This window comes from Salipiger bermudensis HTCC2601 (genome assembly GCF_000153725.1).
In the GTDB taxonomy this organism is placed as follows: domain Bacteria; phylum Pseudomonadota; class Alphaproteobacteria; order Rhodobacterales; family Rhodobacteraceae; genus Salipiger; species Salipiger bermudensis.
On the sequence record NZ_DS022280.1, the window covers coordinates 72,149 to 86,545 of the forward strand.

The following is a 14,397-nucleotide window of genomic DNA, read 5'->3' on the forward strand; positions in this document are numbered from 1 at the left end:
GATGACAAGACCAAGACGACATCGCGATTAACAAGCAACAACAAGAAGAGAGCCGGGAATGAGGATCAACCTGCGCCGAATTCTGCAACGTCTGATCGGCGACCGCCATGCCAAACCGGCGCAGGTCCAGTGGGCTGACGACCGGCCGGGCACTCTGCTCTGCCTCGAAACAGGGCAGCGGCGTCCGCTATTGCGGCGCCATCTCCGCGAGACGCTGGGCATGACGCCCGAGGAGTATCGAAAGAAGTGGGGCCTTCCGGATGATTATCCCATGGTCTCGGCGGCGTACGCGGCTCGGCGGGATGCCGCCAAATCCATGAAGCTTCAAGGATAGGCTTGGAAAACAACGAGGGACGATTAATTATACTTCAGAAGCCCTCGAATGAACTTGCGGCCAGAGGTGGGAACGGCACCCGAGGCCCAACAAGGACAAGAATAAAGGCAGGGACAGCAGCATGAGTGCAGAGGATAAGAAGCAGGAGCAGGTCAGCCGCATCGTGGCGGCCTACGCTTCGCGCCCCGATGTCACCCCCGACGAGATCGTAGCGCTTTACCGCCGCCTGTCCGGAGAGCTCGACGACGTGCCGGCAGAGGTCGCACCGGCCCGGGCGCCGGCACGAGCGGGCATGCAACCGGCGCTGCCGCTCGAACAGGCGGTGACCGAAGACAAGGTGTACTGCCTGTGTTGCGGTCGTGGCTTCAAGATGCTCAAGCGTCACCTCGGCGCCGAGCACGGCATGACCGAGGCCGAGTATCGCACCGCCTTTGGCCTGCCGGAGGACTTTCCGCTCGTGGCACCCAGCTATTCGCGCAAGAAGGCGGCCCACGCCAAGGAGGCCGGGCTTGGGAAATATGACCGGACCCTTCCGATCGGACAGGACTAAGACCTAGCGCATGGCAGGAAATAACGAGCAGCCCATCGTCATCAAGCGGATCGAGGAGGATGACGGGCACGGCCATCATGGTGGCGCGTGGAAGGTGGCCTATGCCGACTTCATGACGGCGATGATGGCGTTCTTCCTGCTGCTCTGGATTCTCGCCGCATCTGACGAAGAGAAGCTGCGCGGGCTGGCGGACTACTTCACCCCGAGCCTGTCGCAGAGCGGTGGGCGCGGCGACGGTCTGCTCGATGGCACGGTGCTTGCAGACGACGGCGTGATGAGTGGGACCGACGGGCCGGCCACGCCGGTGCAGCTCCCGAGTTTCGGCCAGGAGAATCCGCTGGCGGTGTTCGACAGCCGGCTGCGCGACACCAACCCGAATATCCAGGTCGAGTACGACACCCGCCCGGAGGGCCGTCAGGAAAGCGCGACGATCAACGAGGGCAGTGATCCGATGGAGACCGCCCGCGCCCAGGTCGCCGCCGAACGCGCCCAGCAGGAATGGGACGAGGCACAGGAGCGTCTGGAGCAGCAGATCATGCAGGAAGTGGTCGGCAGCCCGGAGCTCGAGAGCTACTCCGACAACCTGCGCTTTGACCGTACGGAGAACGGGCTCGAGATCCAGATCGTCGACAAGAGCGGAGAATCGATGTTCGCCACCGGCAGCGCCCGGATACAGGATCGCACCCGCGACCTGCTCCGGATCATTGCCGATGCGGTTGTCGAGCTGCCGAACGAACTGACCATCTCCGGGCACACCGATTCGGTGCCCTACACGCGCGCCGCGACCTACTCGAACTGGGAGCTTTCCGCCGATCGTGCGAACGCCACCCGCAGGGTGCTGATGGCCAATGGAGTCAGCCCCGAACGCATCACGCGGATCTCTGGCCTGGCGGACACCGAGCCGCTGAACCCGGGGTCGCCCGATGCGCCGGAGAACCGCCGCATCAGCGTGACCGTGCAGTATCCCGAGGCAGCGGCGGGAGCGGCCCCGCAAGAGTGAGTCCGCACTGCCGGGCTAACTGTTGCAGATTTCACCACATCTAGTGTCCCTTTGGGGCGCTTCTCCACTATATCCACACGTTTTTTTCAAAATGTTAAGAAAAGTCAGAGGATGTGGAGAGGGATTTTGCGCTATCAGCCTCTTGGCTTTTCGAGAATTATCAGGCAAACACAACACCTTAGCCATTCCGGTGCGCGCACCCTATATAGAGTACTGTCCCTCTAGTTCGCCTATATCTTGTCCGGCGCTTAACATTTGGTGGCTTTCCCGGTGCATACCCCAGAAATAGTGTGGAGACAGGCAAGCACACGATACGGGGAACGGGCCAAACATGCGAAGCGGAGAGGTGCTCAGTCTGATCTGGCAGGATGGCGTCACGCTTCCGATCCATGACGGCTACCGCGCCTTCGAGACCATGTTCAGCCGCATTCTCCCGGTCCGGGCGGTCTGCCTTCTAGCCGGCGCGTCCTGCACCCGCCCGCTCGCTATGTCCGACGAGCTTGAGCTCGCCCCGGCCTTGCCGCTCGGGGACGTGCTTGTAGAGGAACTCCCGGTCGACCTGCCTTACGGGACGCTGGTGCTCTTTCTGCCCGAGCGCGACACCGACCTGTCGGCGCTCATGGGCGCGGCCGTGGGCGAGGCGCTTCAGCTCTTGCTCAACCAGGCCGGCCTGCCGATGGAACGCGAGACCGATGCGCTCTACCTCGTGGCCCACGCCGCGATGCGCCGGGCAGCGGGCCTGCGGGCGCAAGGCAGCGCGCTCGATACCGAGGCCTTCGCTCTTGGGCTCGGGCAAAGCCTCGAGCGCCACTGGGTTGTCGAGCAGGGGGGGCGCCTGCCCGATCCGACGCTGTTCTCGCGGCCCGATTTCCTCTGGCAGCCCCTGCTTCAGGGCTACCTGTCCCGGCTGGATCCGGGCTTCACCGCGCCCGATCCGCGCATGGTGAACGGCGATCTGCTGCGCGTGGCCGACACACCGCTGGTGCTGCCGGAATGGGTCAGCCGGATGGAGGCGGTGCTGCGTGCGGTTCTGGGCGCCCCGGAGCGCCAGACTCCGACCCTGCAAAGCCGGCTCGCGGCTCGCTTTAACCTTCAGTAAATCATTAAGTCCTTCCGACATTTTGAGATTTATGCTTACTTGTCCTTGCAGATAAGGATGACTTTGCGTTTTCTTCATGATGTCCATGTCGTATCACTCCGCGATGCGCGAACCGCTGCTCAGTTTCGAGCAGGAGCGGGCTGCGATCAGTGGCTGGCAGGATCGCGGCGACCGCGCGGCGCTCGAGGTGTTGCTGCGCTCCCATGCGCGGCAGGCCTGGTCGCACGCGGCGCGGTTCACCGACAATCCGGTGCATCTTGAGGATCTCGCGGCAGAAGGGGTGATGGGCTTGTTGCGCGCCGCTGACAGTTTCGACCGGGCGCAGGACGTGCGTTTCGCGACCTATGCGGCGTGGTGGGTGCGCAATGCCGTGTCGTCGGCGCTATCGCGGATCAAGGCGGTGATCGACATTCCCTCGCGCACCTATCTCGACGCCCAGATGGGCAAGCTTTCGGACGAGGATGTGTTCATCGTCCAGCTTGCGACGCGCGGCACCCTCGCGCTCGACACCCATCAGGAAGACGCCGGGCGCGACCCAGCGCAGCTTCTTGTCTCGAGCGAGCCCGACCCGGAGGAACATGCCAGCCTGCAAAGCCAGCGCCGGATGCTGCTGCGCCTCATCGACGATGCGCTGGCGCGGATGGAGCCCGAAGAGGTCGCGGTGATCCGTCGCCGCCGACTTGCCCCCGAGCCCGAGACGCTGGCGGACATCGCCGCCGATCTCGGCATCACCCAGGACCGGCTTCGGCAGGTCGAACGGCGCGCGATGATGCGCCTGCGCCGCGTCTTGATCGACTGCGGCTTTTCGCGGAACGTGCTGTCATGATGAAATTCCTCTCGATCTTCGGCACGATGCCCGACCAGCCCAAGGGCGCGGATGCCACGGCACGGGCGGGCGAGGGTGACGGCGCCTTCGCATCGATCATGGCGTTCCTGCGCAGCGATGCTGTGACGGTGCCCGGGGACGAGGGCGCGGACCTCTCCGCGATCCTGTCCGAGGCAGAGGAGGCGCTCGCGGATCCCGATCTGACGGATGCCGAGCTCGAGGATATTCTCGCGCCGATGCTCGATGACCTTGTTGCGGCGCTGGCCGCGGTCCCCGCGCGGATGGAGCAGTTGCGCATGGCGCTGACCGAGACCGGGCTTGGGCGCGCAGAGGCGGAGGCGGGCAGCGAGCACGGCGTGACCCGGCGTGCCGAGGCGGTGGCCACCGGGACGGCGTTGCCGCTGGCCGGGCTGCGCCCCGAGCCTGCGGCACCCGACGCCGGCTGGCGGACCCTCGCCGAGGCCGTGCCGCTTTTGCGCGCGGCGCTGGAGGGCGAGCCCACCGGGCTCGCCCGCGAGGTGGCGACCGAGCCGGGGGTACAGGCGCTTGCGGGGCGGGTGCTGGGCATGGCGGAAGAGATCGCGCAGCCGACCCGCCGGGCGCAGCTTTCCGAGATTGCGCAGGGCGCCGGTGGCAAGGCCGAGGCGGGGCTCGACAGCGCCGCGTTCGACAGCGCCGATGCGCCGGTCACGATGACCCAGCGCGCTGCGCAGCCGCAGGTGGTTCCGGTCGTGCAGGCCGCGAGCACGGTCACGCAGGACGGACCTCAGCCTGGCCAGCAGATCCAGGTTGCTTTGGTCGCGCCGGCGGCGGGCACCTCTGAGGCCGCGCCGTTGCTGCAGAGCGAGGCGCCGCGCCCGGCACAGATGCCGGCCGCGTCGAGTTCGGAGCAGATCCTGAACCAGGTCCGCGCCAACGTGAGCGAGACCGGCCGCATCCGCGTCGAGCTGAAGCCCGAGGGCATGGGCTCGCTCGAGATCGACCTCGCGCCCGACGAGACCGGCGCGCTCAAGGTCACGGTGCGCGCGGAGCAGGCTTCGGTCCTGACGGCCCTGCGCGCCGATCGCGACGGGCTGCTCACGATGTTGCGCGATGCCGGGCATCAGGTCGACACCAGGTCGCTGAGCTTCTCGGATCTTGGCGCGCGCAATTCCGGGCAGGGCCAGTCCCAAGGCCAGTCGCAGGGGCAGGGCGCCCCGGGTGCGGGTGGATTTGCCTTCAATGCGGAGGCCGCGGGCACAGAGCCCGAGGTCGACGTGAAACAGATCGTGCTGCCGCTATCCGGCGGCGTCGACATCCAGGTTTGAACTGAGAGGAGAGCGCCGTGGCGATCGACCCATTCGGCACCGGCAATGTAACCGGCGCAGGCACCACCGCCTCTTCCTCGATGAGCCAGCTCAGCGAGGATTACGAGAGCTTCATCACGCTTCTGACGGCGCAGATCCAGAACCAGAACCCTCTGGAGCCGATGGACAGCACCACCTTCATCTCGCAGCTGGCGCAGCTCAGCCAAGTGGAGCAGTCGGTGGCGGTGAACGACAATCTCGAGGGAATCTCGTCGCAGCTTTCCAGCATGTCGGCGATTGCCGGGCTGAACCTGATCGGGCGCAGCGTGGTGGCCCCGACCGAACAGCTTGCACTCGAGGCAGGCGGGGCGGCCGTGGCGAGCTACCGGCTCGCGGGCGAGGCCAGCAACGTCTCGATGTCCATCGTCTCGGCCGACGGCACCCTGCTGCGCAGCTTTGACGGTCTCTCGGGCAGCGCGGGAGAACTGCACAACGTCACGTGGGACGGGATGGATTACGAGGGTCTGCCGCTGCCCGAGGGCAGCTATTACATGGTGGTGTCGGCCTCGGATGCCGCCGGCAACAGCGTGCCCGCGCAGACCTATGCCGCCTCGCGGGTCACCGGAATGACCTATGAGAACGGTCTGGCGACGCTTCAGATGGCGCATGGCGGCACCACGCTCGCCGGGCTGATCGAAGAGATCCGCTGAGTCGCGACCGGCGCGCCGGGCAGCCTTAGCTGCGCGGCACGTCGGCCTTGATGAGCGACAGGAACAACACGTCCGACACGCCCTCGCCGAAATCGGCCTTGAGGTCGGAGACAAGCGTCTTCGTCAGCTTCTCGGTGTCGATGCTCGGGCCCTGCAGGGCCGAGGTTCCGGCCGCCTTGTGCATCGAGGCAAGGATCACGTCGCGCAGGCGCGAGGCGTTCTCGGCCACGTTGAAGACCTCGGCGGTCTCGCTGTCGCGCATCGCGACCCCGACTTCCGAGACCACGTAGGTCACGCTGTTGGGGCGGTAGACTGGCACGCTGACGCGGCCGAGGCGCACGACGCTGCTGTCGCCGAAGGGATCCTTGCGGATCAGGCTGGCAGACTGATGCTCGGGGCTCGCGCCGTGACCGGCATCTGCCTGGCTCGGGGCGTGGCCGTGGCTGCCGCCCTCTTCCTCGGGAAGCTGCTCGGGCGCGGAGCTGGCGAGCTTGTCGAGCACCTTCTCGGCGTCGCTGCGCCCCGCGATGTCCTCGCCGTCGCGGTCAGCGCCCTGCGCCGGTGCCTCATGTGCGGCTTCTTTGCTGCCATGGGTCTTGTCGGAGGGGATGAATTGCCCACCCGCAAAACCGGCGGCCCCGAAAAGCACCGGCAGGGCCGCAAAGGCGATATAGGCTTTCTTCATAACCGAATCCCACATGTTCCTGGTCAGGGTCGGTTATGCGCGCCAATTCGGGCGACAGTTTTATGCAAACATGGCTCAAACCGGAATTAATACGGCAAGATAATGTCCATCACGTCCTCGCCGTAGCCACGGGTCTGCTGACGGCTGATCGCGCCGCGTCCGCCATAGCCGATCCGGGCCTCGGCCATCTTGTCGTAGGGGATCGAGTTGTCGCGGTTGATGTCCTGCGGGCGGATGATGCCCGAGACACGCAGTTCGCGGAGCTCTTCGTTGACCTTGACCTCCTGACGGCCCAGCACCACGAGGTTGCCGTTGGGCAGCTGCTGCACGACGAGCGCGGCCATGCGCAGCGAGATCGCCTCGTTGCGCTCGATCGAGCCGTCGCCGGCGGCGCCTGTGGTCGAGGTGATGTCGACGAGATTGCCCTCGGGCAGGTCCTCGGGACCGACGCCGGGCAGGATCTTGTCGATCTGGGTGCCGTAGCCGAAGAACTTGGGGAAGGCGAGGGTGCTGCTGCCGGTCCGGTTGCGGTCGGACTCGTTGCTGAGGCTGGCCTCGTCGTCGATCTCGATGATGATGGTCAGGATGTCGCCCACTTGCGTGGCGCGCTGGTCGCCGAAGAAGCCCGACGACCCCTGCTCCCACAGCGAGGCGCCCTCGGCGCGGTAGGGCACGCGCACTGCCTCGGGAGGTGGCATCGGCACGCTGACATTGCGCGCGGCGGCCAGTTCACTGGGATTGACACCGACCGGGCTGAGCTGCGGGTCGCGGTCGAAAGCGGGGGTGCCGCAACCGACAAGGATGGTCAGGGCCGAGCCCGTGAAAAGCGTGATACGCCGGGTTTTCATCGGATCACCTCCACAAGCCCTTCCTCTCGGGCGACGGCGGTCAGCGCGTTGTTGCTGACCAGATTGACGATGCGCACATCCTGCCCGCGATGGGCATCGGTGAGCGCGCGGCCCGGGGCGGTCACCACCAGGCGACCGTCGTCATAGAGAATATTCACCTTGTCGCCGCGTCCGATCACCAGCGGTTCCATCACCGACTGGCGCATCACCGGGCGGCCCTGCGCCAGCATCCGCCGCACCTGCATGCCCTCGAGCATCTCGGCATCGGTCAGGGTGAAGACGCCGACACGGGCGATCGGAAGATCGACGATCTTGATGTCGGCGGCCGAGACGATCTCGCCCGGCATCAGCCGGCGGGTCGGCACCGGCAGGCTGAGCTTGGCCACCGCGAGGCCCTGCAGCCGGTGGGTGATGCCATCCTCTGTCACCGCGTTGGCGAGGAAGCTGCCGGTGTCCTTGTCCATCCAGAACGCCGAAATCAGCTCGGCCTCGTCGACCGGGCCGGCGGTGAAGCGGATCTGGAGGCTGGCCTCGACGGGCAACGTGTCGCCCCAGGTGTTGCGCACTTGTTCCTCGATCAGAACCTGCGTGGTCTCGGCCAGCGCGGGGAGGGCGGTGAGCGTCAGGGCGCAGAGCAGGGTGGCGAGGCGGCGAAGCATGGGCTTACTTGATCTGGTTGGCGGCCGACATCATCTGGTCGGCGGTCTCGATTGCCTTCGAGTTCATCTCGTAGGCCCGCTGCGCCTGGATCAGGTCGGTGATCTGGCGGATGATGTCGACGTTGGAGGCCTCGAGATAGCCCTGCCGCAGGATGCCGACACCGGCATCGCCGGGCAGCGCAGGGATGGCGTCGCCAGAGGCCACGGTGGCCTCGAGGAGGTTGTTCCCGAGCGGCCGCATGCCGGCGTCGTTCACGAAAGTGGTCAGCGTCAGCTGGCCGACCTCGACGGGGATCGGGTCGCCCTCGACATAGGCGCTGACGATGCCGGTCTCGCTGATCTCGACCGCGGTGGTGTTGTCCGGCAGCACGACACCCGGATCGATCTCGAAGCCTTGGTGGTTGACGATCTGCCCCTCTGCCGACAGCCGGAACGAGCCGTCGCGGGTATAGGCCTGGTCGCCGTCGGGCAGGTTGACGGTGAAATAGCCGCGCCCGTCGATGGCGAGGTCGAGCTGGCTTTCGGTCTGGGTCAGGCCGCCCTGCGTGTTCAGGCGCAGCGTGCCCACCGAGCGCACGCCAAGGCCGATGTCGAGACCGATGGGGCGGGTGGTGCCCTCCTCTGCGGTCACCGCCCCCTCGCGCGACTGATTTTCGTAGATGAGGTCGGTGAACGATGCCCGCGCGCTCTTGAAGCCGGTGGTGTTGGCGTTGGCGATGTTGTTCGAGATCACGTCAACATTCGTCTGTTGCGCCATCATGCCGGTTGCGGCGATGCCCAGTGCCTTCATCTTCCAGTCCCTCGCTTAGCTGTTCCGTCCGATGCGGGTCAGCATCTCTTTTTTCAGTTCGTCATCCGATGCGACCAGGTTGAGCGCGTGCTGATAGGCCTGCTGGATGTTGATCAGCCGCGTGACTTCGGTCACCGGCTGCACATTGCTGCTTTCCACCGCGCCCTGGATGACGCTGGAGCCGGTCTCGTCGGGGGCCAGCCCCTGCGCCTCCGCGTTCGGCACGAACATGCCGGCGCCGCCACGGCTCAGCGTCTGGCGGTCGGGCAGTTCGAAGATGCCGACCTGCCCCATCACGCCACCCTCGGGAGACGAGATCACGCCATCGTCCGAGATGGTCACCGAAGCGGCGAATTCCGGCGGGATGTTCAGGGGCGCGCCCCCAAGGTCGAGGATCTGGGCGCCGCTGGCGGTGGTCACCTGGCCCTGCGCGTCGAGCACGAGCTGGCCATCGCGGCCGTAGGCCATGCGGCCATCGGGCATCTCGTAGGCGAACCAGCCCTGACCGGTCAGCGCGAGGTCGAGCGGATTGCCGGTCTGCACCACGACGCCCGGCGTGTCATCGACATAGGAGCCGCGGTCGAGCACGTAGTTGGTGCCCTCGCCGGCGAGCGAGGCATCGTCTTTCTGCAGGTAGGTCTCGAACAGCACGCGCTCAGCCTTGAAGCCGCTGGAATTGGCATTGGCGATATTGTTCGCAGTCACGTCCAGCTGGCGCTCGAGCGCGGTCAGCTTGGAGATCGCGACGTAGGTCGAATTATCCATGCACGATGCCTGTCAATGTTTGCCGGTTCATTCTTTTCTTGCGAAGAATGCGGGCTTTGCTAGGATAACGCAAGTATTATCATGGCGAGGCGATCAAAGAAAGTGGCCTATCCTTGCGCTCTTCGAGGCTCGTTTGCGGCCGCTGTCGCGCTTCTGCTCTGCGCCGCCCCGGCGCAGGCGGAGCGGGAGGCGGGAGTCGTTGCCTCGACACTCGAGGACCGCTTTTCGCCGGCGCTGCTCAGCCCTCTCGAGGTGATCAATCCGCCGCCGCTCTATCTGGAGCGGCGCGAGATATTGCCGTTTCTTGAGGAGCGCCGCACGCTGATGCGCAAGCTGCGCGACGCCGGTGACCACAAGCCGGCGCAGGCCCGCGCGCTGACCGATCTGGCCGAATTCTACTTTGCACACGGGCTCGCGTCCGAAGGGCTGTCGGTGCTTGGAGGGGTACAGGGGCCGGGGCTGCCGCTGGCCCACGAGTTGCGCGCCAGCGCCTTCGAGCTGGCCCTCGGGCTGATCGACCCGCTCGACCGGCCCCTGAGCGAGCGCGCGCGGTCGCTGCTCGAGCCGGGCCACGGCGAATGGGCGGACCAGCCCCTGTTTCTTGTGCTGAATCATGTGCGTGAGGGCCGCTGCGAGGAGACAGGTGCGCTGCTCGATGCCGCGGTGACCCGTCTGGCGCGGTTCTCGAAGCCGGTGCAGGAGCGGGTTCTGCCCGGGCTGCTCGAATGCGCCATCGAGACGCGCCAATGGCGGCTCGCCCGGGACCTTGCCGCGGCGTTCGAGGCCTATCCCTCGCTCAAGCGCGGGTCGGCCTATCACTTCCTGCTGGGCCGCGTTGCAGAGGCCGGGGATGCGCCGCTCGCCGCGTTTGACAGCTACGTGCAGGCGCAGGGTGAGAGCGACCTCTGGGCCCATCGGGCGCGCAGGGCGCTTGTCGACCTCGGGCTCGAACACGACGCTCTCGCGCCGGAAGAGGCGGTCGAGCTGCTGGCGCAGGAGGCCGAGATGTGGCGCGGGGGCGAGGATGGAGCGCGGACGCTGCGGGATCTCGCGTCGCTGCAACTCATCGCCGAGGATGCCGCGAGCGCGGTCGAAACCTACGGGCGGATCATCGTGCGCCACCCCGAGAGCCCCGAAGCGCTTGAAGCGCGGCAGAAGGCGCGGGTGCTGATAGACGAGCTTTACCGCAAGGGCGCCTCGCGTGAGATCTCGCTCGGGCGCTACATGGCCAACCACGAGCGCATCGCGCCGTTCTTCCGCTTCAACGCCGATTTCGCGGAAGCGGCCGAGCTGCTTGCCGACACCTTTCTGAAGGCCGGAGCGACGACGATGGCGGCACGCGAATACGCCACCATTCATGACTATCTCACCGCCGGGCAGGACCTCGGCATCAGCGAGCCGGGCGAGGGGCATCTCGAGCGCCTCAAGGTGAAAGAGGCCGAGGCGCTGGCGGCTGGCGGGCAATGGGAGACCCTTGGCGCGCTCCTGGCGCAGCCGCTGGCACCGGCCGATGCCGCGCTGCGCGAGCGCTACGACATGGTGTCAGCGCGCTACCTGGAGCAGGCTGGCCGGGTGAGCGAGCTTTTTGGCGCCAATGGCGACGCGGCCCCTGAGCAGGTTCTGCGCCTGCGGGCGCAGGCCCGCTTCGACGAGGGAGACTGGCCCGAGGCCGTCGCCGCCTATGGCCGGCTGCACGACCGGCTCGGCGATGAGATGCCGCTTCCGGACAGCATCCGCTACCTGCTCGCGGCGCATCGCAGCGACGACATGGCGCAGACCGCCGACATCGCGCGCGCCTTTCCGGCGCTGACAGAACTGCCCGCCTGGGAAGACATTCTGCGCAGCCTCACGCAGGCCGCGCCGGACCTGCTGCCGCTGCGCGAAGAGACTGCCCGGGCAAGGATCGACGGTGCGACGGAGATGCTCGAAACCTTGCCGGGATCAGAGCAACTCAACTAGCTTGCTTCGCAAGACCAAATTCTGGCAAGATTCGCGTAAAAATTGCCAAGCAAACAGATCTTTAAACATGGTGTAACCGAGATCTGGTATTTGGTTAACGAACGGTGAGGTATCACCGATACAAAAAAGGCGAGGCGGACATGAGCATTTCCAACGCGATGGCATCCGGGGTCAGCGGCCTGATGGCGAACTCCAAGGCTGTCGAAAAGATCTCTTACAACATCGCGAACGCGGACACGGTTGGCTATCGGCGCAGCTTCTCGCAGATGGTCACCTCCGGCTCGACCTCGGCTTCCGGCAGCTTCTCGACCGGAGTCGCCACGGAAGTGACGCACTCGAACACGGCCGAAGGCAGCTTCATGGACACGTCGGTCAATTCGAACCTGACGATCACCGGAAGCGGCTTCTTCGTGGTCAATTCGAACATCGACGCATCCTATACCGCCGGCAACATGTTCACCCGGGTGGGCAGCTTCGAACCCGATGAAGACGGCAATCTCGTCAATGCAGCCGGCCTCTACCTGATGGGCTTCGGCTACGGCGATGACGGCACCCTCGGCGCCGTCGACCGCGCCAGCTTCAACGACCTCGAGCCGGTGAACATCGCCAACCAGACGATCAGCGGCACGGCGACGACCGCTGTTTCAATCTCGGGCAACCTGCCGTCGCAGGAGACCGGCCTCGACACGCCCGGCGACGCCTTCGTCACCTCGGCGGAGTATTTCAACGCGCTTGGCGAGTCCGAGCGGCTCACGCTGTCCTTCCAGCCCTCCGTCAACGATGACGAGTGGGTGGTGACGGTCTCGGATGCGACGACCGAGTATGGCACCGTGACGATGAGCTTCAACGACACCGGCGAAAATGCCGGTGCGCCGGCAGCTTATGGCGATGTCACCGTCACCGCCGCCGCACCCGCGGGTTTTGCCTTCGACCCGGCCACGGGCGAGATGACCCTGACGATCGACAACGGCACCGAGCCGCAGGTCGTCACCATGGCGCTCGGCGCGCCCGGCAGCTTCGAGGGGCTGACCCAGTTCTCGGGCGACTACACCCCGATGACGGTCAGGCCCAACGGCAGCGAGAGCGGCACGCTGACCCGGGTCGAGTTCGACGAGTTCGGCGATGTCTGGGGCGTGTTCGACAACGGCACCCGCAAGGCGCTCTATTCGATCCCGCTGGCGACCTTCGCCAACCCCAACGGACTCGAGACCAGCAACAACTCGACCTTCCACACGTCGAACACCTCGGGCAGCTACTACCTTGGCCAGCCCGGCACCGGCGAAACCGGCACGATGACCTCTGGCGGGGTGGAGTCGGCCAATGTCGACATCGCCGAAGAGCTCACCAGCCTGATCCAGCGTCAGCGCGCCTACTCCTCGAACGCCAAGATCATCACCACGGCGGACGAGATGCTGAACGAGACCGTGAACCTCAAGCGCTGATCGGCGTGGTCGCCGGATAGGAATACGACATGAGCCTGATCACCGCCCTGAACGCGGCGCGCAGCGGGATGAGCACCAGCTCCCGCTGGGCAGAAACCGTTTCGACCAACATCGCCAACGCCAACAATGCCAGCTACGCGCGGCGCGAGACCCAGGTCACCACCAACGTCCAGGGTGCGGCGCAGGTGAGCGAGATCACCCGCGCCGTCGATGGCGCGCTTGACGCGATGTATCGCGGCGAAGTCGGACGCACGGCAAAGCAGGATGCCATCGCGGCAGGGCTTGAGAGCTACACCTCTCTGCTTGGCGACACCGAAAGCACCGACACCGTGCTGACCCGGCTGACCGATTTCCAGAGTTCGCTCGGGCTGCTGGCGGTCTCTCCCGCCGACACCGCGCTGCAGCGGGCGACGGTCGGCGATGCGCAGGAACTGACGCAGGCGCTGAACCGTGCCGGCGCCAATCTCGATGCGGCGCTCGACAGGGCAGGGGATGGCATCTCGTCCGACGTGGCGGCGGTGAACAGCACGCTCGAGAAGATCGCCGGGCTGAGCGAACGGCTCGCCGGTCAGGGCCAGTCCGCCGACGCACGGCTTGCACTGCAGGACGAGCTGGGCGCCGAGCTCGACGCGTTGTCCGAATACATCGATTTCACCACCCGCACCGACAGCAAGGGCCGCATCGAGATCTTCACCGGCGGCGGCACTGCGCTGATCACGGGGGGCGAGGCGGAGACCCTGAGCTTCGACACCGACACCGGCATCCTGACCGCGGGCGAGATCGAGATCACGCCCGGCGTCGCCGGCAAGCGCGGCATCTCGGAGGGTTCTCTTTCGGGCAAGATCGAGCTGGTCACCACCGTGTTGCCCGAGATGCGGTCCCAGCTCGACGAGGTGGCGCGGGCGCTGATCGACGGCATGGTCGCGGCAGATGCCAGCCTTGCCGCCGGTGAGGCCGGCCTCTTCACCGACAACGGCGCGGCGCTCTCGGATCCGTTCGAGCCGGGGCTGGCCAGCCGCATCTCGGTGAATGATGCCGTGGTGCCGGAGAGTGGCGGCTCGCTCTGGCGCATTCGCGACGGGCTTGGGGCCGATGCGCCCGGCCCTGCCGGCGACAATACGCAGGTCACGGCCTTCCTCGATACGCTCGATGGCGCGATGAATTTCGACGAGAGCCTCGGGCTCGGCGACAACATGAGCCTGTCGAGCTACATCTCGACGCTGATCGCCAGTCAGAACACCACCCGCGCCAGCGCCGAGACCTCGGCCGAGAGCCTCGCGGCGGGCGCCATCGCCGTGCAGAGCTCGCGACTGTCCTTCATGGGCGTGAATGTCGATGACGAGCTGCAGCAGCTTGCGGCCATCCAGCAATCCTACAATGCCAACGCGCAGACCCTGTCGGTCGTCTCCGAGATGCTCGACACCCTGCTCAGCGCGATCTGACC

General features: G+C 66.1%; 15 protein-coding genes. 10 read left to right on the plus strand and 5 right to left on the minus strand.

Annotation, left to right across the window (positions count from 1 at the left end; all coding sequences use genetic code 11):
* Positions 1–58: 58 nt before the first annotated feature.
* The 7 genes from R2601_RS27645 (at position 59) to R2601_RS25210 (ending at position 5,805) form a co-directional block, all read left to right on the plus strand.
* Positions 59–334: a MucR family transcriptional regulator gene (locus R2601_RS27645; RefSeq protein WP_007803938.1), complete on the plus strand. Its 276-nt coding sequence runs from the start codon at positions 59–61 to the stop codon at positions 332–334.
* A 121-nt stretch (positions 335–455) separates the two neighbouring features.
* Positions 456–884, plus strand: a complete 429-nt coding sequence (locus R2601_RS25185) for a Ros/MucR family transcriptional regulator (RefSeq protein WP_007803940.1) — start codon at positions 456–458, stop codon at positions 882–884.
* Between the two features lie 10 nt (positions 885–894).
* Positions 895–1,884, plus strand: a complete 990-nt coding sequence (locus tag R2601_RS25190; protein WP_007803942.1) for a flagellar motor protein MotB — start codon at positions 895–897, stop codon at positions 1,882–1,884.
* A gap of 331 nt (positions 1,885–2,215) precedes the next feature.
* Positions 2,216–2,983 (plus strand): hypothetical protein, encoded by a 768-nt coding sequence (locus R2601_RS25195; protein ID WP_007803944.1) that lies wholly within the window; start codon positions 2,216–2,218, stop codon positions 2,981–2,983.
* Positions 2,984–3,068: 85 nt separating this feature from the next.
* Complete coding sequence (locus R2601_RS25200; protein ID WP_224888175.1) at positions 3,069–3,809, plus strand: sigma-70 family RNA polymerase sigma factor; 741 nt, start codon at positions 3,069–3,071, stop codon at positions 3,807–3,809.
* Positions 3,806–5,116: a flagellar hook-length control protein FliK gene (gene fliK, locus R2601_RS25205; RefSeq protein WP_007803948.1), complete on the plus strand. Its 1,311-nt coding sequence runs from the start codon at positions 3,806–3,808 to the stop codon at positions 5,114–5,116. Before R2601_RS25200 ends, fliK begins: the two co-directional genes overlap by 4 nt.
* A gap of 17 nt (positions 5,117–5,133) precedes the next feature.
* Positions 5,134–5,805 (plus strand): flagellar hook assembly protein FlgD, encoded by a 672-nt coding sequence (locus R2601_RS25210; RefSeq protein WP_007803950.1) that lies wholly within the window; start codon positions 5,134–5,136, stop codon positions 5,803–5,805.
* Between the two features lie 25 nt (positions 5,806–5,830).
* Here the strand turns inward: R2601_RS25210 and R2601_RS25215 are convergent, their stop codons facing one another.
* The 5 genes from R2601_RS25215 to R2601_RS25235 all read right to left on the minus strand — a co-directional run bounded on the left by R2601_RS25215 (position 5,831) and on the right by R2601_RS25235 (position 9,552).
* Entirely contained in the window at positions 5,831–6,490 is a 660-nt protein-coding gene (locus R2601_RS25215; RefSeq protein ID WP_007803952.1) for a hypothetical protein, read from the minus strand.
* A gap of 86 nt (positions 6,491–6,576) precedes the next feature.
* Positions 6,577–7,338: a flagellar basal body L-ring protein FlgH gene (gene flgH / locus R2601_RS25220; protein ID WP_007803954.1), complete on the minus strand. Its 762-nt coding sequence runs from the start codon at positions 7,336–7,338 to the stop codon at positions 6,577–6,579.
* Complete coding sequence (gene flgA, locus R2601_RS25225) at positions 7,335–7,997, minus strand: flagellar basal body P-ring formation chaperone FlgA (RefSeq protein WP_007803956.1); 663 nt, start codon at positions 7,995–7,997, stop codon at positions 7,335–7,337. Before flgA ends, flgH begins: the two co-directional genes overlap by 4 nt.
* Before the next feature lie 4 nt (positions 7,998–8,001).
* Positions 8,002–8,787, minus strand: coding sequence for a flagellar basal-body rod protein FlgG (flgG, locus tag R2601_RS25230; protein WP_007803957.1), 786 nt, complete (start codon positions 8,785–8,787; stop codon positions 8,002–8,004).
* 15 nt (positions 8,788–8,802) lie between these two features.
* The gene (locus R2601_RS25235; protein ID WP_007803959.1) at positions 8,803–9,552 is read right to left on the minus strand and encodes a flagellar hook basal-body protein; all 750 of its coding nucleotides are present in this window, start codon (positions 9,550–9,552) and stop codon (positions 8,803–8,805) included.
* 102 nt (positions 9,553–9,654) lie between these two features.
* On the opposite strand from R2601_RS25235, the gene R2601_RS25240 reads away from it, so the two are divergent.
* From R2601_RS25240 to flgK, 3 genes are all read left to right on the plus strand, one after another.
* Entirely contained in the window at positions 9,655–11,511 is a 1,857-nt protein-coding gene (locus R2601_RS25240; protein ID WP_007803960.1) for a hypothetical protein, read from the plus strand.
* 140 nt (positions 11,512–11,651) lie between these two features.
* Complete coding sequence (locus R2601_RS25245) at positions 11,652–12,953, plus strand: flagellar hook protein FlgE (protein ID WP_007803962.1); 1,302 nt, start codon at positions 11,652–11,654, stop codon at positions 12,951–12,953.
* Positions 12,954–12,982: 29 nt separating this feature from the next.
* Positions 12,983–14,395, plus strand: coding sequence for a flagellar hook-associated protein FlgK (gene flgK / locus R2601_RS25250; protein WP_007803964.1), 1,413 nt, complete (start codon positions 12,983–12,985; stop codon positions 14,393–14,395).
* The last annotated feature ends 2 nt before the right edge of the window (positions 14,396–14,397 follow it).